The organism is Vibrio sp. OPT24, from assembly GCF_015163545.1.
Lineage (GTDB): Bacteria > Pseudomonadota > Gammaproteobacteria > Enterobacterales > Vibrionaceae > Vibrio > Vibrio cyclitrophicus.
In genome coordinates, this window is sequence record NZ_JADDYI010000081.1 from 198,034 (window position 1) to 221,697 (window position 23,664).

Consider the following 23,664-nt stretch of genomic DNA (forward strand, 5'->3'; position numbering starts at 1 on the left):
TCAAAGCGATTGAGGCGGCTCGACGTGCACAGCTTGAAGAAGCGAAGAAACAGTCAGTGAAAGGCGACAACTCTGGTCGTGGTAACAGCGCTGACAGTGATAACAACGACAATAAAGATGATTTGGAGACGACGTATGCAAGCTAATACTCCGTCACACACTTATGATCTTGCACACTCGCATGATCATCACCACGAAGCTGCGGGCAACAAGTTGTTCGGCTTTTGGGTTTACTTGATGAGTGACTGTGTCCTGTTTGCCACGCTTTTCGCGACTTATGCCGTGCTTGAGAGTGGATCAATCGCAGGGCCGACAGGCAAAGACATCTTTGAACTGCCGTTCGTGTTTGTCGAAACCATGATGCTGCTGTTCAGTAGTATCACCTTTGGCTTTGGCATGATTGCAATGAAGCGCAAAGACGTTACCGGACTGAAGCGATGGATAAAAGTCACTTTCGTATTGGGCTTAGCCTTTATCTGTATGGAAGTGTACGAGTTTCATCACTTGATTGAAGAAGGCTATGGTCCTCAAGAGAGTGCGTTTCTTTCTGCGTTCTTTACCTTGGTTGGCACACACGGATTGCACGTAACGTTCGGTCTGATTTGGATGGCGGTGGCGTATCACCAGCTTTCAACCAAAGGCTTGAACGACAACATGTCGATGCGTTTCCAGTGCTTAAGCCTGTTCTGGCATTTCCTTGATATCGTTTGGATTTGCGTATTTACCATCGTGTACTTAATGGGGGTGATGTAATGGAACAGCATCTAGACAGCGGTGCAACGGATTATGTGAAAGGTTTTATTGCGTCACTAATTCTGATCATTATTCCGTTCTACATTGTGTGGTCGCATGCGCTACCAAGCACGGAAACTTACGTGATCTTGTTCGGTTGTGCGCTGGTGCAAATCTTTGTGCACTTTAAGTACTTCTTGCACATGGAAGCGAAATCTTCCGATGGGCGTTGGAACTTGGTGTCATTGATGTTTACTGCCATTGTTGTATTGATTCTTATCGCTGGCTCGGTATGGATCATCTACAACATGAACGTCAACATGAAGTTGTAGGCCAAGGTATGCTGAAAAAATATTTGTCTATTACCAAACCGGGCATCATTTTCGGCAACCTGATTTCTGTTGCGGCGGGGTTCTTCCTCGCCGCAAAAACAGAACCAGCCAGTGCGATGTTGTTACTTACAACATTAGCGGGTGTAGGGCTTGTGATTGCATCAGGTTGTGTGGTGAACAACATCTTTGACCGAGACATCGACCAGAAGATGAAGCGCACACAAAATCGAGAATTGGTTCAGGGCAACATCAATACAGACGTCGCATTCATTTATGCGTTAGTCATGTTGTTGGTAGGCACGGCGCTGCTGTTTCAATTTGTTAATCCGATGTCTGCGGTTGTGGTGTTGCTTGGCTATGTGTTTTACGTCTTTTTCTACACCATGTGGTACAAGCGTAATTCGGTTTACGGCACCTTAGTGGGAAGCATCTCTGGCGCGGTTCCTCCATTGGTTGGTTACCTTGGCGTGACTAACTACCTGAGCTTAGAAGCCGTCCTATTGTTCATCATGTTCTGTTTATGGCAGATGCCACACTCGTATGCGATTGCGATGTTCCGCATTCAAGACTACCGCGATGCAGGCATTCCCGTTTTACCGGTCAAAGAGGGCGTTGATAAAGCGCATCAACACATGAAAGCGTATGTCGTGGCGTTTGGTGCGGTTGCTTTGGGGCTATTTTTGCTTGGAGAAGCGGGTTATGAATACCTAGCGGTATCGGCAGCGGTTTGCTTTATGTGGACCAAAGTGACGTTCCGTAAGGTTGATTGCCTTAACTACATCCAATGGTCAAAGACAGTGTTTAAAGTTTCTTTGCTGGTGGTCATGAGCATCAGTGGTGTGCTAGGACTGGAGTTGATTCCGTTGCACTTTCTGTAAGCCCATATAAATAATAAAGGTAACGTGGGATACCCCGCGTTACCTATTATTAATAGACAGCTACTATCGTTATTTATAATCTAAAAATTAGCTATTGAAGTTAGCCCGGTTAATTTACATCTGTCATCACAATGTTTAACAATTTCTGTTGAGGATGTTGTAATCAGATGAGCTTCTTAAATTACAATTTAACTTACGGCTACCGTTTGCTACGTTGAGTATCACTTTGTTATAGATACCGTTAACATTATTAATGTCTGCATATCCGAAACTATCAAAGGTTGAATCATAGGAGTGATCACGATTATCACCTAATACCATTATTTTACCTTCTGGAACGTGCCAAGTAAGATTACTTTTTAATAATTTTGATTTTTCTTTCGAATACCTTACATTATAATCGTGAAGACCAACTTTCTCGTTTATATATATGTAACCATCTTCTTCATTCGTTATTCCATGAGATGCCTTTATACCATTGATATAAAGTTTTCCCATATCTAACATAACAGTATCACCTGGTATACCAATCACTCTTTTTCTGAATGAGATGTTTTCAGAACGGTGTTTTGGATGGTGCAGGAACCGAATGACATCACCGTGTTCAGGATTGTATCTACCCAAACGAACACCATTGACCATAGTCCAGTACTTACCTTCAAAAGTAGGCGCCATACTTGCTCCAGTGTTGGCGTTGATTGAGTTAGAGAAGTAGTAACATAGTATGAAAATCCAGAATGTTAGCGAAGTTGATGCCGAGATTACCCATTTAATGATCTTCATGTTGAACCCTACGGCTGCAATACTTCTCGGCCAATAATGTTACGCTATAGTTTGCAAAAACAAATGAGCCATGAGTCAGCACCAATACAGCAATTATTTCAAGAACATCGTTGAATCCACCATTAAACAAGTTCTTACATAAGAAGTAGTAAAGGAAGACACTAAGACTAATGAAAGTAATTGTTGTCACCAATAGTGACCATTCTAATTTTGATAAGTTTTTGTTCATTACAATTAAACCATAAATAGAAATATGATGGGTAAAACAAGTAATCGGCTCATTAATTTAAATGGTCGATACCAATAAAATGGAAGACGATGTGTAATGCTAGTCGATTTATAGTTGAGACGATAAAGTTCATCAACAAAAATCTGTAATAATTTTTTAACCACGGATAAGCCTAATTTATTATTTTAGTGTGTTGATTGTGGCAGTAAAACCTGACGTTTTTTGTCCAAAATTGTAATTTAGTTAAAATATTTTTTAAAAATTAATCTTATTTGATATATTTATAATTCCTGATAAATATATCATGGTATGAATGTGTATTATATTTTCACTTGGAGGATCCAGGTTGAAATTAATATATGATGACTATGCTATCTAATGTGAATAGACATTCATCGCTTGTTTAAGGTCTCGTATTACATTTTGACGTAGTTTTAATGGCTCTAAAATTTCCACACAATCTGCGTTGTGAATGAGCCAATGTTTAAAATCTAAGCTATCTCGAGCTCTTGCTCTGACAATGTAGTGGCTTTTCGATGTTTCTTCTATTTCCTGGCATTCACTCAGTTTAAATTCATTTACAAACTTGCTGTTACCTTCAGAATCTCTCGTCATTTTAAGTAATACTTCGCACGTTTCACCGCCGTTAACCCATTTACCCTTTGTCGTCGACAGGTAAGCGTGGAGGCAAAATTCAGACTTGTTACCCATTGAAAAACTTTGATTTGAGCGTATTTCAATGTTGTTTATCTTGTGCATCGTATAGGTACACATTTCTCCAGACATGGAGCTACCGTTAGAGCTTCTTTTGTAACGCTCTCGAGCGACAAGATAAAATACTTTTTGATAGACAAACGAAGCGTATGGATCAACCTCACAGCGATGATTGTTGTAATCAAATGAGAGTACTTGTCTATTTTCAAGTGCACTTTCTATGTCATAAAGCACGGATTGTTCAACTTGTGGCGCTACAAAGTCGTAGCAACTTACTTGAATTTTGAATGGCGCGCTATTTAGCGTTGTTTTTGCTCTTGAAATAAGCCTTAGGGCGTCGTTGAGTTTCGCTCCTGCTGACGGCAAAAGCCGTTCTCGCAATTGATTGCCAATACTACCTAACATTGAGATTGAATCACTCAATCCAGGGTTTACATCAAAATCAACGCCTTCTTTTACTTTATAACGAGCTTTCGATGCAGCCCCGTCACGTACTAATAACTCCGAATGCCCGGCCGGACCAGAACCTTGGGCTCCATGGTATTTATATACGGAGTCTAATATGCGCTCTGCCCACTTTTGTTGAGCCTCTTGTGAGGTGTCTCCACGGTAATAAAAAGGCTCTTTTCGAACATCATCAAGATACTCTTTAGGTGTGAGCCCTAGCTCCTTTGTTGAAAGTAAAGTGAGGCAGTGTAAATAGCAATAGAAGTCACCAAATGCTTTTGTAGACATGCTTTCTCTTATCTTTGATTCATGATGTGCCGTATTTAACCACAAATTTATTTTGGAGATTCGCAGGAAGTCACATTTTTTTTGTGGATATTGCTGTGACTGATTTTTTTTTCACCAATTACAGAGGGTATTTTGTAACTATTTGTTTTTGGGTTGAATTTTGAACAAAATTGCAAGGTGGGCTTTCAATACGGTGATGTTAATTCCAATAATGGTGGCTTTATATAATTGAGAGGGGATTTGTTTGTGGTTTCGAAGTGTTTTTGCTTAGTTAGCACAATGTTTTCTTGCTATCGGATCGTTATCGTTTGTGCTCAATGTTGAGGGGAGTGCCATTGAGCAAGTAAGGTTAGAATGAGTTGCTTACTCAGCAAAAATGTCATTAAACCAAGCTTCCAATTGCTCACGTTTATCTTGGGGGCCGTTGATGACGATTAAACGTTGCAAGCTTGCTTGATCCCAAGAAATGGTTCCTGTTGCTAGCGCATCGAACACGTCTAACTCTGTGATCAGAAGTAAATCTTCCTCGGTTGGTAATGTATCTCTTCCTGAAACTTTGACACCTTTAGCAAAGCTGATTTCGCTGTAGTGGCCTTTGATTGCTTCAAATAGATTGAACTCAATTTTGTTTGGATGTGCTTTGCCAAGTGCTGCTTGTATCGCAAAAAGGCGGAAATGATCAGGCTTATTTAAATTGCCAAATTCGTCATCTTGTCTTGCATTGATTATGTTGCCAAAGACTTCGAGAGAGCCCGGTTCAGTGATCAAGCTAAGTCCAGTATCTTGATGCAGGCCGCAAGCAAAAACCAAAGATGAACTGAGTGAAAGTAGCAGAGCGAAACGTTTTAGCATCTAGAAACCTTGAGTCGAACGTATATATTTCACATCACGCCATCAGTAAAGTTGATGTGAGCGGAGGAGTTTGAATTATATAATAAGCAAAAGATAAAGGGACCGCGAAGGGTCCCTATGTTTATCCGTTTGCTATCCTAGCGAGCCCTTAACTAACGTGTGTCAGTTAACGAACGATAAGCATCAGCTCTTCAGGGGAAAGAGGCTTATCGAAGTAGCTCATGAATAGACCAAAGGCTTGAATGTCGCCATTCGAGAACTTAAACGCACCAGACTGCATGTTGGTACCAATCACTTGTTGAGCGTTTGGACCAGCCATCAAGATTTGGTTCAATACTTGACGAGAAGTGTTGATTTGAACATCAGCGCCTTCTAGTGCCGTTTCATGAAGCTGAGCAATACCGTTACGCACTTCGATAGTAAATGACTCGTTGGTATCAGAGAAGTTGTAAGTTAGCGCAGTGTTCACATCTAGCGTGTTCTCTGCGATTAACGTCGATGTCATCATATCGAAGATTTGTTTACTTGGTAGGGCAGTTAGAACGTCTACAGAAGCAAAACTGATCATGTTAGAGAAGTCACGAGTACCTTCTAGTTCAGCTGCAGCATTCAACGCCCAGTTACGCCAGTTGATGTTCACTTGATCGGCAGACCATGCTTTGTAAGCTTGTGCCTTTAGTAAGCGCGCTTCCATGTCATCTTTGTTTACCGTGATAGGGTAAGAAAGAATCTCCGCTGCAAAAGTGTAGTTCTCTGCTTTCATCGCTGCTTTTGCTGTGTCGATGATGTTATCACGGCCGCCCATGATTTCTACGAAAGCTTTAGCACGCTGCTCATAAGCCATTGGCTCTAGTTGCCACGGATCGGCTTCGAAGAAACCGTTGTAGCCTACGTAAATTTGGCGAACAGCGTGTGCAACAGTACCATAATGCTCACCCAACCAAGGGTGTTCAGCTAGGTGTTTAGGCAGTTTAACTACTTCAACTAGCTCGTCAGGTGTTAAGCCTTTGTTCATGTGGCGAATGGTTTGGTCATGCGTGTATTGAATCGCATCGCGATAAGCGGTTAGTACATCTGCTACTGCTTCTTTACCTTCAACAGGGCGACCATGAGAGTTGATCATGACCTCTGTATCGAATTGACGCATTACGTCGATGCCTTTGAACCACATGCTCGGATCGCGGAACTTAGTACCACGAATGGTGTGTAGGTTCGGGAAGTTTTCACCTTGTAAAACCTCTGCGGCGTGCAGAATTTTCTGTTCAGGCAGATAAACCACGACTTCATCTTTAGTTTCAGACGGTACGTTTACGATTTGCATACGTACGCCAGAGATAGTGATGTCTAGCGTACCATTAGCTTCAATAAGTGTGTTTGGTTCAATGAAAGAGATATCGCCTTGCATGAAACGCGGACCGAGGCCATCGTTTACAGTGCCGTGTTCACCTTCTTCAACGTGTTTTGCTCCGGTGTAAGAGGTGCGATGGCCAAATAGCGTACCTAGGTTTGAAGACCAGTTTGCCACAGCTTCAGTTAGGCCCTCTTGAGCAATGATCTTAACTTCACCAGAAGCTACTTTCTCATCAGTTGTCCATGCACGAACACCAGAGATGTGGTCAATGTGGTTATGAGAGTAAATAATTGCAGTGACTGGTTTATCGGTAATCTGGCGGAACTGCGCTTTTGCTGCTTCTGCCATTTGAACAGATTCGCCAGGATCGACAATGATGATACCGTCATCGCCTTCAATCATGACTGGAGTATCTAGGCCAAAACCGTAAGCTAAGTAAACATTGTCATCGACTTGTATAACCGCTTGGTCCATTTTACGACTGTGTTTTGTTAGCGTTGGGTGCACGTGTTCAGACTCTTCTGTGTACGCCAATGTTTCACCGGTTTTAGAAAGAACCTTAATACGATCGCCTTTACCCCAAAATAGGTTTGATTCATGTTCGAACAAAACATCGTTTTTGTAGCGTGCGTTTAGATCAATATTTTGGTATTGAGCCGCTGAACTTGTTTGCAGTTCTTGACCTACTTTTGACGTTGCTTCTACCACTGGGGTCGCTGATGTAAAACCAGACACCAATAAAGCGCTCGCAATAGCAACAGGAAGTGCCATTTTTTTGAATGTATTAGTCATGAAGTGACCTTATATTTGGATACAGGAATTGGATTTCTTGGTTTGAATGATAGAGGTGAGAGAGGGGGCTATCTACGAGGTAATGATATTTTAAATTATCGTTTTTACGATGATTGGTTCTTTGAATGATTACATAAACGATTTATTTTGATTTGAATCAATTAGGGCTATGGGTTCATCTCAGATACAAAAATGCCCCGAAAATCGGGGCATTGGGTATTCTATGAATGAAAAGAAATCACACCTGATTTTGAAGCTCATGCGAGCGTTCAGCAGGTGATGATACCATCCAGTGCCAGCGTGTTTACCAAGCGCCTAAGTAAGACTTGTATGATTGTAGGCGAACGGTTGCTGCGCCAATAACATCAATGAAGCCCCAGAAAGGATGTGGTTTTTATGCTGAAATCCAAGCCGCGCCAGTTGAACCAATAGGGATGTTGTAACCTTCTGGTTCGATGATCTCAAGTACGATAGTACGACCTAAACCATTACCGTTTCTGACCACGTGTTGACCGACGCTTTGTGGCCCCTGAAGTGGAGAAATACTCGACTCTCCCGTACCTGCGTTGAAACTGTGTACTTTTGCTCTGAACACGTGCCCTGGGTATGCATCAACGAAGAACTCTGCAAAATCGCCTACTTGAACATATCCGTAAGTTTGGTCTGAAATACGCATCTCAAGGAACTTTTTGCTGGTGTTGTAAAGGTGCATGTTCCCCATTACAGACCCCTCAGCAATATTCACTATCGATACCTGACCGTCAAATTCAGCTCTAATCGTTTTCTTCTCTTGCGCCCAATTTACTTTTTGTAGATCGGCTTTTAACGACACAAGTTGAGCGTGCAGCACTCGAAGGTCTGAGTCGTACTTTTCTACGTCACGCAGATTGAAAATTTCAGGTGAAGTTTCAGCGCGCTCTAAGTCGCGAGTCATTTGCTTAATCTGTTCTTCTTTCTGAACAATTGAAGATTCGATCTTTGCTTTGTCTGCGGCAGAATCTATGTCGACAAGGGTGTAGATTATATCGCCTTCTTTAACCATTTGGTTGTGCTTAACAAGCACTTTGTCGATCTGCTGACCAAAGATAGGTGACATTACCGCGTGTGGTGCTTTCACAGTGGTTGAGTTTGTTAGATCAACAGGGGCCCACAAGCGAGAAATTACCGCTAACACTGCTAGAATTACCACGCCACCAATGGCAGCCCATGTATAGTTTTTGATGCTCTTTTTAAGTGCACCTGTCGCAAATAGTGACCATACGATTAGGATGTATGGGATCATCATCTCTTTCATTATGCGACCTCTTTTTCTGTAGGGGATGGTTTTGTTGGAGTCTTTTCATCGGCAGACTTTTTTTCTGAAGATTGTTCTACTGGAGACTGTTTTGTTTGAGACGGTTTTTCGGATGATACGCGGACTACAGCAGTTTCTGTATTGGTAGTGTCTTGTTTAGGCTGTACGCCACGGCGAATAACATCACTCAGTGATTGACCAATATGCTTCCAGTTCGCCAACGCGATAACTAATGCAATAACCCAGAATGTTTTGCTAATGAATAGACCACAAAGTGACAGTGCAAACACGATTTGTACGTGAGCACTTTTGTGTTCTTTCGCTTTATGCACGCCCAATTCATGTATTTGCCACATGCCATAAATGACAGCTAAGACGACCGCTATCGTGACCGAGAATAGGTAACCAGAGAAGTATTCTGTCTGGAAGAAGTTCATCATCATTTCGTTGGGATGATTATTGAATTGAGACATGTCGATGTCTTTAGAGTGGATTGTGCCTAACGGAGCAAGAGCCCATGCACCAGCTAACATCACTGCCATAAACAGGCAGAACTTAATCAAGACCAAAGCAATGGCCCAGACTTTCTGGAAAACGATTTTAATAAAATTCATATCTCAACCTACACAAATAAGGAGAGAGAATTTGTAGCCTAGAAGTCTAACTTTTGATGACATCTTGAAAAATAGGTGCTTATTATCTTGAATATGGGTGCGCATAATAAACAAGAGTATTAGATGGCCTTTAAAGTGAGACTACTTAGTCTAGACAACGGATTCTCGGTATCAAGAAGCGAATGCTTCCCTATAAATCAACACTTGTTGTCAGCCAGCAGACCGAAACTGAATGGCTAATGAGCAATTATCTTATTACGTGTAGTTCCTCAGCTATCGAGGGGGTCTTCCATGATCATTGACGCATTGCAGTTAGATATTTGTCAGCGTTCTGTTTTGGCTAAGAATTGATTTGTTGGCAGGATAATAGGAAGAGTTTTGAACAGTATCCACCCAGAATTACGATTTGATAATATCGTAATTACGATAAGTTACTTTAATTTCAAATCAGTTAGTTGATTTATTTGCTAGCGCTCAAATTCGGCTTGAAAACATCGTTGCTTAAGTTGGCTTGGATCAATGAAATGATTAATAAAAGCATCAATAAGTAATTGAGTGAAATTTATTTTTTTCATGATTATTTACAATAAGAGAGAAATGAAAATCAGTGACGAATGAGGCATCACTATGAGGTGTTAAAAATACATGCTTTCAATAATGAGTAAACGCGACTTTCAATCGTTGAATTCGAAGCATTGTAGCTAATAATAATCAAATGTATACCAAATCCAATCAGAACACAGTGTCACATTTAATGAGACAATATCATGTTTTTTTCAACGTATTGAAACTAGAATCTAAACCAATCAGTTGCCATTTGAGTTTAAGATACTTGGTGAACGGTAGATTAAGTAAAAGTTAGTGAGTTGGCTCTTGCGGTACTCACTTATAAATAAGTAAGCTCAGGAAGAAGGAGTGCTGCTGTCCTTATTGGGTTTGAAAGCATCACGCTGCTCGTCATCATCTCGCTAGGAATAGCAAGTTAATGTTTTTGCTGCTAAACCTATTGAGATACTTATTACGTGGGATGTTAGTGTCTCAATTTACCGCTCTAATGACGGATTCCTATTTCATTCTATCGTTTTTACGATAGCATGGTGTTTATGGTCGCCTAATGAGTAATTATATATGAGCAACGACATTCCAAACTTTAATTTACTTGCGGTGTTTTCTGCTGTAATGGAGCAAGGCAGTTTAAGCAAGGCCGCTGATCAACTCAGTACTAATCAGTCGACCATCAGTACCGCACTAATACGCCTAAAAAAAGAGATTGGCCAAGAGCTTTTTGTCCGTAAAGGACGAGGTGTGGTTCCTACATCGTATGCACAAAGCTTGTATGAACAGATCAAAACGCCAATTAATGAATTGAACGGTGTATTTCAATCTATGGCGAGCTTTGATGAGCAAGCCTCTGAACGTAAGTTTGTTATCTCTTCACCAGAGCATCTTCAATGGGTTTTACTCAATAGCTTTGCCGCGCTTCCTAACCAAAATTTGTCGCTTGAAGTGTTTGACCAACCAGACAATGATGATCGTATTTATGAAGATCTTCTGACTCAAGAATTCGATGCTATGATTGAAATTTTGGTTCCTGAGCATCCAAGTATAGCCAGTGAAGTCCTTTATCAAGGTGACTTTGCTATTGTGTGTCGTGAGGGGCACCCTCGAATTCAAGGTGAGATCAGCGAGGCTCAGTTTATGACTGAAAAGCATGCGGTACTAGACCGAACTCGCCGTAAAGTTCGTAGCTTGAGCCATTACACTTCTTTGGATTTATCTAAGCGCAAAATAGCGTTTCACGGACGATCACTGTTTAGTAATATCCTCTTATGTAGCCAGTCGGATTATATAACGGTTGTCCCACTTTCTATGGCTCTCCAGTTTCAAGAGAGGCTTGGTCTACAGTTGTTTAAGCCTCCGTTTGTTTATGAGCAGATGTCTCATTACTTAATTTGGCTTAAGAAGCAGAATAACGATCCCGCACATAAATGGTTTAGAGAGCAAGTCATCCGCACATCTGATGCGATGTCGAAAACGCTTAAAGATAGACGCTTGAGGTTCTAAGTGCGTATCTGACAGAAAGTATCAATTCAAGGGGGGAGCGCTAGCTTCCCCTTTTAATTTCATCGATCCACGCCTGTGTCACTTAATAACAAATAATTATCAAAATAAGAATATTTAATAATTTCACTGATTTTGAAGACTTCAGTAGTATGAATAACAACAGAGATAGGTAGCCTTTATGGCAAACCTAAACGAACATTTATTCGCTTCGTATTACGAGGCTTAGGTTCAAGTACGAAGGGCGAAATATGAAATTCCTACACACAATGATTCGAGTTGCTGATCTAGATAAGTCTATTGAGTTCTACACCAAAGTATTGGGGATGAAAGAACTAGAACGCCATGACAATACCGAATACCGTTACACATTGGTTTTTGTTGGCTATCAGCAAGGCGGTACGACTATCGAATTGACGCACAACTGGGATACTAATGAATATGAAATGGGTAACGCTTTTGGCCATTTAGCATTGGGTGTGGAAGATATTTACGCGGCATGCGACAAGATCAAATCGCTGGGTGGCAACGTGACTCGCGAAGCGGGCCCAGTGAAAGGCGGTTCAACGCGCATCGCTTTTATCACTGACCCAGATGGCTACCAAATCGAACTGATTCAACTAGGTTAATCGAGGAAATGACAATGACAAACGCACTATTTCAACCCATTCAACTGGGTAACATCGAACTAAAAAACCGTATTGTTATGCCTCCGATGACTCGTTCTCGTGCAACGCAACCTGGTAATTCAGCAAACGAAATGATGGCGGCTTACTATGCTCAACGCGCCTCTGCAGGTTTGATTGTGGCAGAAGGTACACAAATTTCACCTATGGGCCAAGGTTACGCTTGGACACCGGGTATCTACTCTGACGAGCAGATCGTTGGTTGGAAAAAAGTAACCGATGCAGTACATGAAAAAGGCGGTGTTATCTTCGCACAACTTTGGCATGTTGGCCGTGTTACGCACCCAGACAACATTGGCGGTGAGCAACCCATTTCATCTTCTGCACTAAAAGCAGAAAATGTAAAAGTATTTATCGATAACGGTACAGATGAACCGGGCTTTGTTGATGTGGTTGAACCTCGTGAGATGACGAAAGAAGACATCAAAGAAGTGGTTGAACAGTATCGCCAAGCTGCACTTAATGCGATCGAAGCTGGCTTTGATGGCATTGAACTTCACGCGGCAAATGGCTACCTGATTAACCAATTTATTGATTCTGAAGCAAACAACCGTACCGATGAATACGGTGGTTCAATTGAAAACCGCCTACGTTTCTTAGGTGAGGTGGTTGAAGCTATGGTTGAAGCGATTGGTGCTGACCGTGTTGGTGTTCGTCTTGCTCCTTTTACTTCGCTAAATGGTACGGTTGACGCGACGCCAGTTGAAACTTACACAGCGGCAGCTGCGTACTTAAACCTATACAAGATCGTTTACCTGCACATCGCAGAAGTAGACTGGGACGATGCGCCTGAAACGCCAAAAGCATTTAAGGCCGCCGTTCGTGCAGCTTATGACGGTGTACTGATCTATGCTGGTAAGTACGACAGTGAGCGCGGAGCAAAAGCGGTCGCGGAAGGCGTAACCGATATGGTTGGTTTTGGTCGTCCATTTGTTGCTAACCCTGATTTACCCGCTCGTATTCAAAATGGTCATCCGCTTGCTCTGCACGATCCAAATACCTTGTTTGGCGGTGCTGAAAAAGGCTTAACCGATTACCCAGAATACGCAGGTTAAAAACAGCTGTCTGAAGCAGAGTATTGAGATAGTATCTTGATCCTGTTGAATGTTTATAAAAAGCAACCTTGCAGAGTCGGGTTGCTTTTTTGTTATTGGATCGAATGAAAATGATGAACGTAAAAGCGATGCGCGGCGAGCTTTACCTGTTATGTGCAACTTTACTGGCTGGAGTTGGGTGGATTGCATCTAAGCTGGTGGTATTGGAAATGCCTGGGCCTGTGTTCATTGGTGTGCGATTCTTTGTCGCAAGCTTGATTTTATTACCGTTCTGTATCCATCATATCCGTAAGCTTTCTTTTAAGCAGATTCTCTCTCTCTGTGGTGTTGGATTGTTATTGTCTGCTTCATTGCAAGTGTGGGTGTTTGCGGTGTCGGTGACCGAAAGTTTATCTGAAGGGGCGTTTATCATGAGTTTGGCCATGATCATTGCACCGTTTGTTTCTTGGATAATATTTCGTGTTAAGCCTAATCGCGCCTTCTGGATGTCATTCCCAATTGCAATTATTGGTATGTTATTACTGACTTTAACGAACGGTTGGCACGTTGAACAAAGCCAGATCTACTTCCTATTGGCTTCAATGTTACTCTCTTTCCATTTTGTGATGAATAAGCGTGTTATCACTAACATCAAGCCAATTGCTTCGATTTGCGTACAGCTTTTTGTGGTGGGTATCAGTGGAATGGCGTTTGCGTCGATGACGGCTCAGCCGGAGTTTGAAATAACCAAAACGCTCATCTTCTGGTTTATTGTCTCTGCGGTTGTCGCAACATCGATCCGTTACTTATTGCAAACGGTGGGTCAACATTCAGTGAATATGGAAGTGGCAGCGCTGATTATGATTCTTGAGCCAGTTTGGACGTTGTTGTTGAGTGTGAGTATGTTGGAAGAAACAGTGGAGATGCAAAAATTAGTCGGAGGGGCAGTGATCATTGCCTCGCTTTTCTGTTATATCAAATGGTCGAGAAGAAAATAAAAACCCTCGCAGCTGAAGCAAGGGCTTTGTTTCTGCTTTTTTCATCGTAACTAATATAGATGCAATTAGCATCAACAACGTTTTTCTATTTAGGTAAAATGTCCACTGACTACCATTTACTTGGAGTGGTATTCTAATAATAATTTGACAATTATATCTTGGTTGCCCATTTCAGTTTCTTCGCCAAACATCATGGTTACGTAAATTCGTTTGGACAAAAATTATTTTAGTCGCCAGCTGAGAGTGTGATTTAACCGTTTATAGTGACCTTGGTGATCACAATATCTTCGCAAGGTACATCTTCGTGTCCCCAGCGGGTGGTCGTTGGCGCTGCAGCAATTTTGTTTACGATATCCATACCTGCCGATACTTTACCAAACACCGCGTAGCCCCAACCAGCATTGGTTGTTGAGGTATGATCTAAGAAGTCATTGTCATCAAGGTTGATAAAGAATTGCGCTGTCGCTGAATGCGGTGCGTCAGTACGAGCCATTGCTATCGAACCAATCACATTTTTCAATCCGCGATTAGCTTCGTTGACAATCGGTGCTCGTGTTGGTTTTTCTGTCATGTCGAGCGTGTGTCCGCCACCTTGGATCATGAAACCGTCGATAACACGGTGAAATGTAGTGCCTTCATAAAAGCCATCCTGGCAATACTTAAGGAAGTTTTTCGACGTTACTGGCGCTTTTTCAAGGTTCAGTTCAATCTCGATATCGCCAAAGTTGGTGGTGAAAGTAATCATAGTGCTACCTAAAGTTGAAGTTTTACTGAGTCGTAATGACGAAAGTGGGTTGAAGTATAGGGAAAATAAAAATGGATACCAGTGATGGTTTCGTTGTGGTTGAATTCCAGATAATCGCCAAAATCACGCCTGATACTGTTTGAGGAACATCTCAACACTTGAATTAACAATTACTTGCTTTTGCTGCTCGTCTGGTGATGGTGCATGACCTATGATTTGTGGCCAAAAGGCAAACGACTTAAGCAGAGCAATGAACTGAGTGGATGCAAACAATGGATCTAATTCAATCAAACGACCGTCGGCCAAAGCCGCTTTTATCCAGAGCGTTAGGCCACTTTCCGCTTGCGAGTATTTTTCCATGGCTTGATGTGCAAGCTCTGCATTGTGAAAGTACTCAGAAAACAACACACGAGACAAGTCGATAAAGCCCTCTGACTCAAGGAGCTCAAGTTCTTGATTGGCGATAGCTTCTAGTTGATCGATTAGTGGTAGATTGGTCTGATATGGGAAATGGGTCGCCGAGAGTGTTTTAGCCCAAATGCTGTTGAGTATTTCGTCCAATAACATCTCTTTACTGGCAAAGTGATTGTAAACAGTGCGCTTAGACACTTCTGCACGGTTTGATATTTTGTCCATGCTTGTCGATTTATAGCCGTGCTCGGTAAATTCAGCGATAGCAGCAGCAACGATCGATTCACGTTTCTTTTGGCTCAGTGTTTTTTTTACAGTCATTCGGCACTACTCAATAGGTCACGTTTAGCTTTGTATTTATCAATTTTACACCAATAAGTTTACTTTTAAAATGCTGGTCAGTTGCCGGTTTGTTACTCCAGTAAGACATGGCTACCCCGGTTTGGATCAATTGCACTGTTGTTGATAGTGGTTGAATCGCTTTGCAATGAGCTATGGGTGTCATAGAATCGGAGACGTATTAAATTTTATTGATATCTACGGAAGAGAATTAATAGTCAATGAGTAGTATTTTAGAGTGTATTCGTACTGTTGGACGAGGGGAAAGAGGGCGCAAGCCTTTGTCGTTCGAACAAGCTTATCGCATCATGGATGAGTATTTAAGCGGTGAGGTCGGAGACGATCAAATGGCTATGCTACTGATGTTAATTCGTGTGCAGAATGAAACTAATGAAGAAATTGCAGGCTTTGTAAAAGCGTTTCAATCTCGAGTGCCGGATTTGGGCGCAGATATTGATTGGCCGTGTTATGCCGGAAAACGCAATGATACGGCGAGTGGTAAACCGTGGAACTTGCTTGCAGCAAAAATATTAGCAGACGACGGCTACAAAGTGTTGATGCATGGCTATATGGATAAGCCAAGTGGTCGCACGCACGCAGAGACTCATTTAGACCTTGTGGGTGTTCGCCGCGCTGTAGACCCTCAAGATGCGAAACAGATCCTTGAAGAAGACGGTATTGCCTATTTACCTTTGGCGAATTTTGCTCCAGAAGCTCAGACTATGATTGGCTGGAAGCATCGTTACGGTTTACGTACCCCGATTAATACTGTGGTTCGAGCATTAAACCCTGGTGGTGGACGCTTGGGCTTACGTGGTAGTTTCCACCCAGGTTTCCCACAATTGCATGCGGAAGTTGAGCATGTCATTGGTAACAAGTCCCACTCAGTGATTTCATTTAAAGGTATGAATGGTGAGTCGGAATACAACCCGAAAGTGAGCCAAACCGTGTGGATGAGTTCTCCTGAAAAAGTAGAGTCATTCTACTGGGAAGGAACCATGAACCCGGCACTTCCTCTTCCTAAGGAGTGTGTATTAGGCACGCCGGAAGATGAGATGGAGTTGATGGCGAATAGTGTCGTTGACAGCATGACGGCGATTTTATTTGCAGAAACGCACGACAAGGCTGAAGCTTATGCAAAGGCTCTGCGTTTATGGGAAGCGTATTGTGCTCGCTAGCCGATAGTGAAGAGCATGAAATGAGAGAAGGTCAGCGATTGCTGGCCTTTTTTCTCCCTGAACTTTATTAATGTTCGTTTCGACTGATGGTAAAATGATATAGATTGAGTAAATAATATAAAGGCTACTTCACTCGCATCAGTCGATGCATTTTATCTTCAAATTGGATCTCGATAATTTGTGAGACTTTCATTTTTTCGACACGTTCTAACATTGCCGCTGTATATGCTTTCTTCTTCATCCACTCTAACGGTTCTTTAAAACCATCTTCATTAATTACAAACGATTGATCGGTAATTGAGTCTTCAAAGATGTGCACAACCCAGATACGCGATTGGAAATCCAATAGCTCGCTAAAGTAGCTTTTTAGCTCAGATAAATGGCCAGATAGGTAGGTTTGAGGTGAACGTAGCGAAATCATAGTTGACCGTATTTAGGCAATAAAAGCGATATGAGGTTTGTTCATCTAGGTCTATCGCTTATTGGAGACAATAGGCAAGCATTATTAGTGCGATTACCTACTCGAAAGGCTGTCACAAAATACGGTATTTGTGTGTCGTTAACAATGTTTGCGAGTGATAAGTTAGCTATTTCATGAATAAGCCGAAATCGATCTCTTGTTCTCTATGATATTTAACAAGCTTGACTTTCAGGTTGTGCTTGGCAGCCAGATTAATCGCTAGAGTCGACATGCGTTTGATTTCGTTCACACAGCTTGATATCAGAGGTTTCTCTTCGTTATCAACAATGGCGACGAGAGTGTTCTCTGTCCCGTCACTACCTGAATAAATGTACGCGTACATGTTGTTGTCGTGTTGCATAAGTTACCTGAATCTGACTCTTCATTTTTTGTATGGTGAAGATTACAGGGTTTATTTGCCCAAGCTAGCGCGGCTAAGTAAGCCTAAGAAAGGAAAAGTAAGGCTTTGTAAGAGCTCTATTTTTTATTTTTTTGACGGTGGGAAAATGCTCACAAGCCTTTTGTGACCTTGTTTTTTCGTCTTAGTAGGTTTTACCTATCAATAAAATTGTTGAAATCCATTTAGTAAAATCAAGATTTTAGACAACAATTAACTTAACAAGATAGAAAAAGACATAACGAAAAGTATTTAGGGAGAGCACAATGCATTCAATAAAAGTGAAAGATTACATGACGCCGCAGGTTGTGACATTCACTCCTGATATGCCGTTAAGTCTAGCGTTAGACAGAGTAATGCGTAGCCACCACATGGGCGGTCCAGTAATTGATGAGAATGAGCAAGTTATTGGCTTCCTTTCTGAACAAGATTTATTAGAGAAATTAGTTAAGGTGAGCTATTTCTGCCAAGACACACACATTGTCGGTGATTGTATGTACCAAGAGGTACTCTCGGTATCGCCAGACCTATCCATTATTGAATTGGCGGATATGATGCAAGTCGGGAAGCCAAAAGCTTACCCGGTACTCGATAACAAAAAGCTAGTAGGTATTATCACCAGAACCGATGTTTTAAGAGCAATTGGTAAGAACTTGGATGAATGCTTCAAACATCAGGTATAGTAGCGTGTTGAGAACGATTATTCTTCTTAATATCCTATAATTAGAAAAGGCGCTTTGGCGCCTTTTTCTTTGTCGAACGTTTTGCATGAAGCTTGTCTTTATAAGGTTTTAGTTTGTAGGAGCTCTCTTAGTCGATCGTTTAAAAGATCTAAAGTTTGTCGAGCTTTAGCTTGTGATATTTCAGTTTTTGGAGGTTTCATGTCAAATCAAACTGCAAAGTTTGTAGAAGGTTCAACGATGCGCCATATATTGGTGATGTCGGGAGCAGGCTCTGTAGGTTTGATGGCCTTATTTGTCGTCGATTTACTTGATATGTTGTTCATTAGTATGTTGGGACAAGTTGAACTAGCAGCTGCGGTGGGTTTTGCTGGGACATTGACGTTCTTTTCGACTTCTGTCTCGATAGGCACCTCCATTGCGATGGGCGCTCTGGTTTCAAAAGCAATTGGTTCCAAAGATAAGGAGCAAGCTCGAAACCTCAGTACCAGTATCATGTTAACCGCGTTTGTTATTAGCTCGACAATTACCGTGGTGATGTTTACTTATATTCCTGAATTACTGGCCGCGATTGGTGCGAAAGGGGTAGCGGCCGAACGTGCCCAAGCTTATCTACAAATTCTATTACCCAGTGGCCCATTTCTAGCGCTGGCAATGGCGGCAGGTGCAGGTTTAAGAGCAGCAGGTGATGCAAAGCGTTCAATGTGGGCAACGTTATCAGGCGGTATCGTTAATGCGATATTGGATCCACTCTTTATCTTTGGTTTTGGTTGGAACATTGAAGGGGCGGCTATCGCTTCTGTTTTTGCTCGCTTTTCGGTGTTGTTTTTCTCGCTTTATCCTTTAATACGTAGCCATCAACTTGTTGCTCCTCCTTCTTTGTTGCAATGGCGTATTAACCTTCGTCCTATTCTTGCTATTGCCATTCCCGCTATTATCACCAATACGGCAACGCCGATTGGCAATGCGATAGTGACCACAGGTATCGCCCAATATGGCGAGGATTTCGTTGCTGGCTTTGCTGTTATTGGTCGTTTGACGCCGGTGTGTTTCGCTGTGATCTTCGCGTTATCTGGTGCTGTGGGGCCAATCATTGGTCAGAACTTTGGCGCTGAGCGTATGGATAGAGTTAAAGAAACCTTGAACAATTCTCTGCTGGTTACCACGGCTTACACCATCGCAGTCTGTATTTTGCTGTATTTCTTACAAGATCTCGTGATTCAAGGCTTTAGCCTCCAAGGTGATGCTGCCATAATTGTTGCGGCTTTTTGTACTTATGTTGCTTTGACTTTTACTTTTAACGGTGCGTTATTTGTCGCAAATACGTCTTTTAATAACCTCGGGAAACCTTTGTATTCTACGGCTCTCAACCTGGGTAAAGCGACTTTGGGCACTTTGCCGTTCGTATACTTGGGTTCGCAGTGGTATGGCGCGTTGGGTGTGTTGTATGGACAAGCTTTAGGTAATGTCTTGTTTGGACTGTTGGGGATTTTGGTGCTTCGTTATCATATCGCTGAGTTGATGCAAGGCTCTGAAGTTGATCATGGCGAAGAAGACGTATCTATCGTGAGTTTGAATACGCAGCCTTTTTGTTCTCATGATGCCGTTCTGATTGATGATGTGTCTGCGAATAGAGAAGAGTGCGTAGAACTTAAGCAACGCTGATAATCCTGTCGTATTCGAATAAGGTTTTTAGAAAAAATTGAATTGCCTGATAACTTCTTCTTGACCTTGGAGTTAGCTCCAAGGTTTATAATTCTAAAGAACTTAAGGTTTTGTTACCGTCATTGGTTAGCTAAAACCTCAAGGCTTTTGAGTATTAAGGAGATAGATTATGTGCGCAAAACATGCAGCGTGCCGCTCAACAAAAGTGGACGTTCAATCGCAAGCGACTGGGGCGACCTGTTCTAGTCCGAAAATTACCAGCATTACAGCCTCAAGCTCTTCATCAACATGCTGTAGTTCTGCGACGGCTTCTGCCCCAGCAGATGGTTGTTGTGGTTCAGACAGTGGAGAAGAAGACCGGCTGCCCTTAACTGAACCTCTTAACGCCCAATTTTCAAAAAGTTGGCTAGTCTCGGGAATGGACTGTCCAGCTTGTGCTCGAAAAATAGAAAAAGCGGTCAGTAACATCAAAGGTGTTATTGAAGCTAAAGTGCTATTCGCTACCGAAAAACTGGTGGTTAAATTCGACGATGAAAGTCTTGCTGATACCATTGAACAGGTCTCTATCAAAACGGGTTTCCCTCTTACGGAAGTCGGTTCTAAGAAAGAAAAACAACAACCTGAGACTTTTTGGCAAGCCCATATCCAACCTAATTTACAGATTATAGCGATTGCAGCTGCAATGTTGTTCGCTGCACTTCTGAAAAGTACTTCTCCTCAACTAAGTGAAGGTTTGTTTACCGTAACTTGCTTACTCGGGTTATATCCGGTGGCTAAAAAAGCCGTTCAATTGGCACGTTCCGGAACACCTTTTGCGATTGAGACCCTAATGAGTGTCGCAGCTCTGGGCGCTTTGTACCTTGGTGAAACCGCGGAAGCGGCGATGGTTCTCTTGTTGTTTTTGATTGGTGAGCGCTTGGAAGCTTTCGCTTCATCGCGAGCAAGAAGTGGTGTTCAAGCCCTTATGGCATTGGTGCCAGAGAATGCGACCAAGATTATTAACGGTGAACGTGTTGAAGTGGCGGTGAGCGATCTTGTTCCTGGCGATGTGATTGAAGTAGCAGCTGGCTCTCGTTTGCCTGCTGATGGTCAACTGATTACCGACGCGGCGAGTTTTGATGAAAGTGCGTTAACCGGTGAGTCTGTTCCTGTTGAACATATCGAAGGTAACAGCATCATGGCGGGCGCCGTGGTTGTCGATAAAGTTGTGCGCATTACGATAACGTCTAAACAGGGTGAAAATGCGATTGACCGAATCCTCCATCTTATTGAAGAGGCGGAATCCCGTAAAGCACCTCTAGAACGCTTCCTCGATAAATTCAGCCGTTGGTACACACCGTTAATGATGTTGGTTGCATTGTTAGTGATTATTACGCCACCGTTGTTGTTTTCCCAACCTTGGGAAACATGGGTATATCGTGGTTTGGCCTTACTATTGATTGCGTGCCCTTGTGCTTTGGTTATCTCAACGCCAGCAGCGATTACCTCTGGTTTAGCAGCAGCAGCAAAGCGTGGTGCTTTAATCAAAGGTGGCGCTGCGCTAGAACAGCTTGGAAAAATCCAAACCATTGCATTCGACAAGACGGGTACTTTGACGGAAGGTAAGCCTCAGGTTACGGATATTCAGGCTCTATCAGGTTGGCAGCAAGATGCAATGCTACGTGTAGTTGGTGCTATTGAAGTTGGCTCTACGCATCCATTGGCGCAATCGCTAGTGGCGAAAGTAAAAGAACTGAATGTTGAGATCCCAGAATCGCATAATAAGAAAGCATTGATCGGCAGTGGCGTCGAAGGTGATGTCGATGGAATTAAGTATCAGGTTTTATCGCCTTCTAAGGTGACGTTCGATCTTGGTGCCGATGTTGTTTCTCAGGTTGAGGCATTAGAAGGCGAGGGCAAGACGGTTGTGGTTGCTCTTGAGCTTAAAGATCAAGAAGAATCAATCGAGCAAGCTGCGACTGTGATTGGTCTGATTGCTTGGCAAGACACGTTACGTAGTGACGCTAAGCTTGCGATTGAACGACTCAATGACTTGGGAATTCAATCTATCATGCTTACTGGTGATAACCCGCGCAGTGCAGCAGCGATCAGCAGCAAGATTGGTATGCAATATAAGGCAAGTCTACTTCCAAGCGATAAAGTGACTTACGTTGAAGAGTTATCTCAACAGTCGCATGTCGCAATGGTTGGAGATGGTATCAATGATGCACCAGCGATGAAAACCGCTAACATAGGTATTGCAATGGGTGGTGGTACGGATGTGGCGTTGGAAACGGCTGACTCTGCACTGACTCACAATCGCTTAACGGAACTCCCTGCGATGATTGAACTGTCGCAAGCGACCATGAATAATATCCGTCAAAACGTAGCACTTGCACTCGGTTTGAAAGGTGTTTTCTTGGTGACGAGTTTACTCGGTATTACCGGTTTGTGGGTTGCGGTGTTAGCCGATAGTGGTGCGACGGCACTGGTGACATTGAATGCTTTGCGTCTTCTTCGATTCAAATCTAAAGCAGATTAGGTTCAGCTCCCAGATATAGCTCGCTCTACAAATAACAAGCAGCTACTATAAAAAGCGTCTTTAGCGGTAATACGTTAAAGGCGCTTTTTGTCTCATTAGTATGCAACATAGGCGTATGGATTGCTTATTTTTGTGATGCCAATCGGTTTTTCGTGAAACTTGAAATCTTGTTGCGATCATTGGTGTGACCTGTGTCACTTCATTTTGTTATAGGCTTGGTTAGAGTGTGTGTGTACCCCACGAATTTACTATGAGCTTAAATAAGGGTTAACAAAGCCCAATAAGCCAAAAGGAGCGAACTATGTCTCAAGCTGTTTTCCATTTAGGTGTTACTGAAGCAGATCTTAACGGTGCTACTCTTGCGATCATCCCTGGTGATCCTGCTCGTGTACAAAAAATCGCAGAAGAGATGGAGAATCCAGTATTTCTTGCTAGCCATCGTGAATATACGCTTTATCGCGCAGAGCTAGACGGTAAGCCAGTTGTTGTATGTTCAACAGGTATCGGCGGCCCATCTACTTCTATTGCTGTTGAAGAGCTTGCTCAACTTGGTGTTCGTACTTTCCTTCGTGTTGGTACTACTGGTGCTATCCAGCCACATGTAAACGTGGGTGACATGATCGTTTCTACAGGTTCTGTTCGTTTAGACGGTGCTAGCCTGCACTTTGCGCCAATGGAGTTCCCAGCGGTAGCTGACTTCGAAGTAGCAACAGCAATGAAAGCGGCAGTTGACGAATCAGGTGCAACAGTTCACATGGGTGTAACGGCATCAAGCGATACGTTCTATCCTGGTCAAGAGCGTTACGACACGTTCTCTGGTCGCGTTGTTAAGCGTTTCCAAGGTTCTATGCAAGAATGGCAAGATATGGGCGTTTTAAACTTCGAAATGGAATCTGCAACGCTATTAACTATGTGTGCAAGTTCTGGTCTGAAAGCCGGTTGTGTTGCTGGTGTAATCATCAACCGTACTCAAAAAGAGACGCCTGATCACGAAACGCTAAAAGTAACAGAAGCTCGTTCAATCAAAGTGGTTGTAGAAGCTGCACGTAAAATGCTTTAAGTTGTAAAAATACTTTTAGTCTTAAAGTGCTTTAAGTCTGTTTCCAAGATTTAAAAATGGCCGCATCGAATGATGCGGCCATTTTTTATGAGGCAAAGAAATTAAAGGCATAGATAGTTGAAA

At 42.5% G+C, this 23,664-nt stretch carries 21 protein-coding genes and 1 pseudogene; 12 read left to right on the forward strand and 10 right to left on the reverse strand.

The window, feature by feature from the left end:
* Positions 1 to 117: 117 nt before the first annotated feature.
* Genes cyoC through cyoE form a run of 3 tightly spaced genes read left to right on the forward strand, consistent with a single transcriptional unit; the run spans position 118 to position 1,942 of the window.
* A complete protein-coding gene (gene cyoC / locus IQO02_RS21195; protein ID WP_081275622.1) occupies positions 118 to 753 on the forward strand; it encodes a cytochrome o ubiquinol oxidase subunit III in 636 nt (211 codons plus the stop codon).
* Positions 753 to 1,064 carry a cytochrome o ubiquinol oxidase subunit IV gene (gene cyoD, locus IQO02_RS21200; RefSeq protein ID WP_102282725.1) on the forward strand — a complete coding sequence of 104 codons (312 nt, stop codon included), beginning with the start codon at positions 753 to 755 and terminating at the stop codon, positions 1,062 to 1,064. Before cyoC ends, cyoD begins: the two co-directional genes overlap by 1 nt.
* 8 nt (positions 1,065 to 1,072) lie before the next feature.
* Positions 1,073 to 1,942, forward strand: a complete 870-nt coding sequence (gene cyoE / locus IQO02_RS21205; protein WP_196769468.1) for a heme o synthase — start codon at positions 1,073 to 1,075, stop codon at positions 1,940 to 1,942.
* A 135-nt stretch (positions 1,943 to 2,077) separates the two neighbouring features.
* On the opposite strand, the gene lepB is transcribed toward cyoE, so the two are convergent.
* The 6 genes and pseudogenes from lepB to IQO02_RS21235 form a co-directional block, all read right to left on the reverse strand.
* Positions 2,078 to 2,704 carry a signal peptidase I gene (gene lepB, locus IQO02_RS21210; protein WP_229632046.1) on the reverse strand — a complete coding sequence of 209 codons (627 nt, stop codon included), beginning with the start codon at positions 2,702 to 2,704 and terminating at the stop codon, positions 2,078 to 2,080.
* Positions 2,705 to 3,329: 625 nt separating this feature from the next.
* Positions 3,330 to 4,403, reverse strand: coding sequence for a helix-turn-helix transcriptional regulator (locus IQO02_RS21215; protein ID WP_010439820.1), 1,074 nt, complete (start codon positions 4,401 to 4,403; stop codon positions 3,330 to 3,332).
* 363 nt (positions 4,404 to 4,766) lie between these two features.
* Entirely contained in the window at positions 4,767 to 5,255 is a 489-nt protein-coding gene (locus IQO02_RS21220) for a hypothetical protein (protein WP_046208841.1), read from the reverse strand.
* Between the two features lie 166 nt (positions 5,256 to 5,421).
* On the reverse strand, positions 5,422 to 7,398 hold the full coding sequence (locus IQO02_RS21225; RefSeq protein WP_065099468.1) for an alkyl sulfatase dimerization domain-containing protein: 1,977 nt from the start codon (positions 7,396 to 7,398) through the stop codon (positions 5,422 to 5,424).
* 304 nt (positions 7,399 to 7,702) lie between these two features.
* Positions 7,703 to 8,692, reverse strand: a pseudogene (locus IQO02_RS21230) (efflux RND transporter periplasmic adaptor subunit).
* Positions 8,692 to 9,306, reverse strand: coding sequence for a magnesium transporter (locus tag IQO02_RS21235; protein ID WP_010439832.1), 615 nt, complete (start codon positions 9,304 to 9,306; stop codon positions 8,692 to 8,694). Before IQO02_RS21235 ends, IQO02_RS21230 begins: the two are co-directional and overlap by 1 nt.
* Before the next feature lie 1,128 nt (positions 9,307 to 10,434).
* Here IQO02_RS21235 and IQO02_RS21240 point away from each other — a divergent pair.
* The 4 genes from IQO02_RS21240 (at position 10,435) to IQO02_RS21255 (ending at position 14,085) form a co-directional block, all read left to right on the forward strand.
* Complete coding sequence (locus tag IQO02_RS21240) at positions 10,435 to 11,370, forward strand: LysR family transcriptional regulator (RefSeq protein WP_010439834.1); 936 nt, start codon at positions 10,435 to 10,437, stop codon at positions 11,368 to 11,370.
* A 248-nt stretch (positions 11,371 to 11,618) separates the two neighbouring features.
* Positions 11,619 to 11,996, forward strand: coding sequence for a lactoylglutathione lyase (gloA, locus tag IQO02_RS21245; RefSeq protein WP_010439836.1), 378 nt, complete (start codon positions 11,619 to 11,621; stop codon positions 11,994 to 11,996).
* A gap of 14 nt (positions 11,997 to 12,010) precedes the next feature.
* On the forward strand, positions 12,011 to 13,108 hold the full coding sequence (locus IQO02_RS21250; protein WP_010439838.1) for an alkene reductase: 1,098 nt from the start codon (positions 12,011 to 12,013) through the stop codon (positions 13,106 to 13,108).
* 110 nt (positions 13,109 to 13,218) lie between these two features.
* The gene (locus IQO02_RS21255) at positions 13,219 to 14,085 is read left to right on the forward strand and encodes a DMT family transporter (protein ID WP_016788961.1); all 867 of its coding nucleotides are present in this window, start codon (positions 13,219 to 13,221) and stop codon (positions 14,083 to 14,085) included.
* Positions 14,086 to 14,335: 250 nt separating this feature from the next.
* Here the strand turns inward: IQO02_RS21255 and IQO02_RS21260 are convergent, their stop codons facing one another.
* Positions 14,336 to 14,830 carry a peptidylprolyl isomerase gene (locus IQO02_RS21260; protein WP_102282592.1) on the reverse strand — a complete coding sequence of 165 codons (495 nt, stop codon included), beginning with the start codon at positions 14,828 to 14,830 and terminating at the stop codon, positions 14,336 to 14,338.
* A 123-nt stretch (positions 14,831 to 14,953) separates the two neighbouring features.
* A complete protein-coding gene (locus tag IQO02_RS21265; protein WP_016768545.1) occupies positions 14,954 to 15,562 on the reverse strand; it encodes a TetR/AcrR family transcriptional regulator in 609 nt (202 codons plus the stop codon).
* A 239-nt stretch (positions 15,563 to 15,801) separates the two neighbouring features.
* On the opposite strand from IQO02_RS21265, the gene IQO02_RS21270 reads away from it, so the two are divergent.
* Positions 15,802 to 16,758 carry a glycosyl transferase family protein gene (locus tag IQO02_RS21270; RefSeq protein ID WP_022570806.1) on the forward strand — a complete coding sequence of 319 codons (957 nt, stop codon included), beginning with the start codon at positions 15,802 to 15,804 and terminating at the stop codon, positions 16,756 to 16,758.
* Between the two features lie 124 nt (positions 16,759 to 16,882).
* On the opposite strand, the gene IQO02_RS21275 is transcribed toward IQO02_RS21270, so the two are convergent.
* Positions 16,883 to 17,179: a hypothetical protein gene (locus IQO02_RS21275; RefSeq protein WP_010439849.1), complete on the reverse strand. Its 297-nt coding sequence runs from the start codon at positions 17,177 to 17,179 to the stop codon at positions 16,883 to 16,885.
* A gap of 166 nt (positions 17,180 to 17,345) precedes the next feature.
* Positions 17,346 to 17,579, reverse strand: a complete 234-nt coding sequence (locus tag IQO02_RS21280; RefSeq protein WP_010439851.1) for a hypothetical protein — start codon at positions 17,577 to 17,579, stop codon at positions 17,346 to 17,348.
* A gap of 302 nt (positions 17,580 to 17,881) precedes the next feature.
* Here IQO02_RS21280 and IQO02_RS21285 point away from each other — a divergent pair, with 302 nt between their 5' ends.
* The 4 genes from IQO02_RS21285 to udp all read left to right on the forward strand — a co-directional run bounded on the left by IQO02_RS21285 (position 17,882) and on the right by udp (position 23,541).
* Entirely contained in the window at positions 17,882 to 18,298 is a 417-nt protein-coding gene (locus IQO02_RS21285) for a CBS domain-containing protein (RefSeq protein ID WP_010439854.1), read from the forward strand.
* Positions 18,299 to 18,496: 198 nt separating this feature from the next.
* Positions 18,497 to 19,960, forward strand: coding sequence for an MATE family efflux transporter (locus IQO02_RS21290; protein WP_010439856.1), 1,464 nt, complete (start codon positions 18,497 to 18,499; stop codon positions 19,958 to 19,960).
* Between the two features lie 169 nt (positions 19,961 to 20,129).
* Entirely contained in the window at positions 20,130 to 22,481 is a 2,352-nt protein-coding gene (locus IQO02_RS21295; RefSeq protein WP_102282591.1) for a zinc/cadmium/mercury/lead-transporting ATPase, read from the forward strand.
* 301 nt (positions 22,482 to 22,782) lie between these two features.
* Positions 22,783 to 23,541 carry a uridine phosphorylase gene (udp, locus tag IQO02_RS21300; RefSeq protein ID WP_004736272.1) on the forward strand — a complete coding sequence of 253 codons (759 nt, stop codon included), beginning with the start codon at positions 22,783 to 22,785 and terminating at the stop codon, positions 23,539 to 23,541.
* The last annotated feature ends 123 nt before the right edge of the window (positions 23,542 to 23,664 follow it).

What these genes read in the sequence shown, in the direction of transcription:
- cyoC (WP_081275622.1), top strand. Translation starts at nt 118, where the DNA reads ATGATTTGGAGACGACGTATGCAAGCTAATACTCCGTCACACACTTAT.
- cyoD (WP_102282725.1), top strand. Translation starts at nt 753, where the DNA reads ATGGAACAGCATCTAGACAGCGGTGCAACGGATTATGTGAAAGGTTTT.
- cyoE (WP_196769468.1), top strand. Translation starts at nt 1,073, where the DNA reads ATGCTGAAAAAATATTTGTCTATTACCAAACCGGGCATCATTTTCGGC.
- IQO02_RS21215 (WP_010439820.1), bottom strand. Translation starts at nt 4,403, where the DNA reads ATGTCTACAAAAGCATTTGGTGACTTCTATTGCTATTTACACTGCCTC.
- IQO02_RS21220 (WP_046208841.1), bottom strand. Translation starts at nt 5,255, where the DNA reads ATGCTAAAACGTTTCGCTCTGCTACTTTCACTCAGTTCATCTTTGGTT.
- IQO02_RS21225 (WP_065099468.1), bottom strand. Translation starts at nt 7,398, where the DNA reads ATGACTAATACATTCAAAAAAATGGCACTTCCTGTTGCTATTGCGAGC.
- IQO02_RS21235 (WP_010439832.1), bottom strand. Translation starts at nt 9,306, where the DNA reads ATGAATTTTATTAAAATCGTTTTCCAGAAAGTCTGGGCCATTGCTTTG.
- IQO02_RS21240 (WP_010439834.1), top strand. Translation starts at nt 10,435, where the DNA reads ATGAGCAACGACATTCCAAACTTTAATTTACTTGCGGTGTTTTCTGCT.
- gloA (WP_010439836.1), top strand. Translation starts at nt 11,619, where the DNA reads ATGAAATTCCTACACACAATGATTCGAGTTGCTGATCTAGATAAGTCT.
- IQO02_RS21250 (WP_010439838.1), top strand. Translation starts at nt 12,011, where the DNA reads ATGACAAACGCACTATTTCAACCCATTCAACTGGGTAACATCGAACTA.
- IQO02_RS21255 (WP_016788961.1), top strand. Translation starts at nt 13,219, where the DNA reads ATGATGAACGTAAAAGCGATGCGCGGCGAGCTTTACCTGTTATGTGCA.
- IQO02_RS21260 (WP_102282592.1), bottom strand. Translation starts at nt 14,830, where the DNA reads ATGATTACTTTCACCACCAACTTTGGCGATATCGAGATTGAACTGAAC.
- IQO02_RS21265 (WP_016768545.1), bottom strand. Translation starts at nt 15,562, where the DNA reads ATGACTGTAAAAAAAACACTGAGCCAAAAGAAACGTGAATCGATCGTT.
- IQO02_RS21270 (WP_022570806.1), top strand. Translation starts at nt 15,802, where the DNA reads ATGAGTAGTATTTTAGAGTGTATTCGTACTGTTGGACGAGGGGAAAGA.
- IQO02_RS21275 (WP_010439849.1), bottom strand. Translation starts at nt 17,179, where the DNA reads ATGATTTCGCTACGTTCACCTCAAACCTACCTATCTGGCCATTTATCT.
- IQO02_RS21280 (WP_010439851.1), bottom strand. Translation starts at nt 17,579, where the DNA reads ATGCAACACGACAACAACATGTACGCGTACATTTATTCAGGTAGTGAC.
- IQO02_RS21285 (WP_010439854.1), top strand. Translation starts at nt 17,882, where the DNA reads ATGCATTCAATAAAAGTGAAAGATTACATGACGCCGCAGGTTGTGACA.
- IQO02_RS21290 (WP_010439856.1), top strand. Translation starts at nt 18,497, where the DNA reads ATGTCAAATCAAACTGCAAAGTTTGTAGAAGGTTCAACGATGCGCCAT.
- IQO02_RS21295 (WP_102282591.1), top strand. Translation starts at nt 20,130, where the DNA reads ATGTGCGCAAAACATGCAGCGTGCCGCTCAACAAAAGTGGACGTTCAA.
- udp (WP_004736272.1), top strand. Translation starts at nt 22,783, where the DNA reads ATGTCTCAAGCTGTTTTCCATTTAGGTGTTACTGAAGCAGATCTTAAC.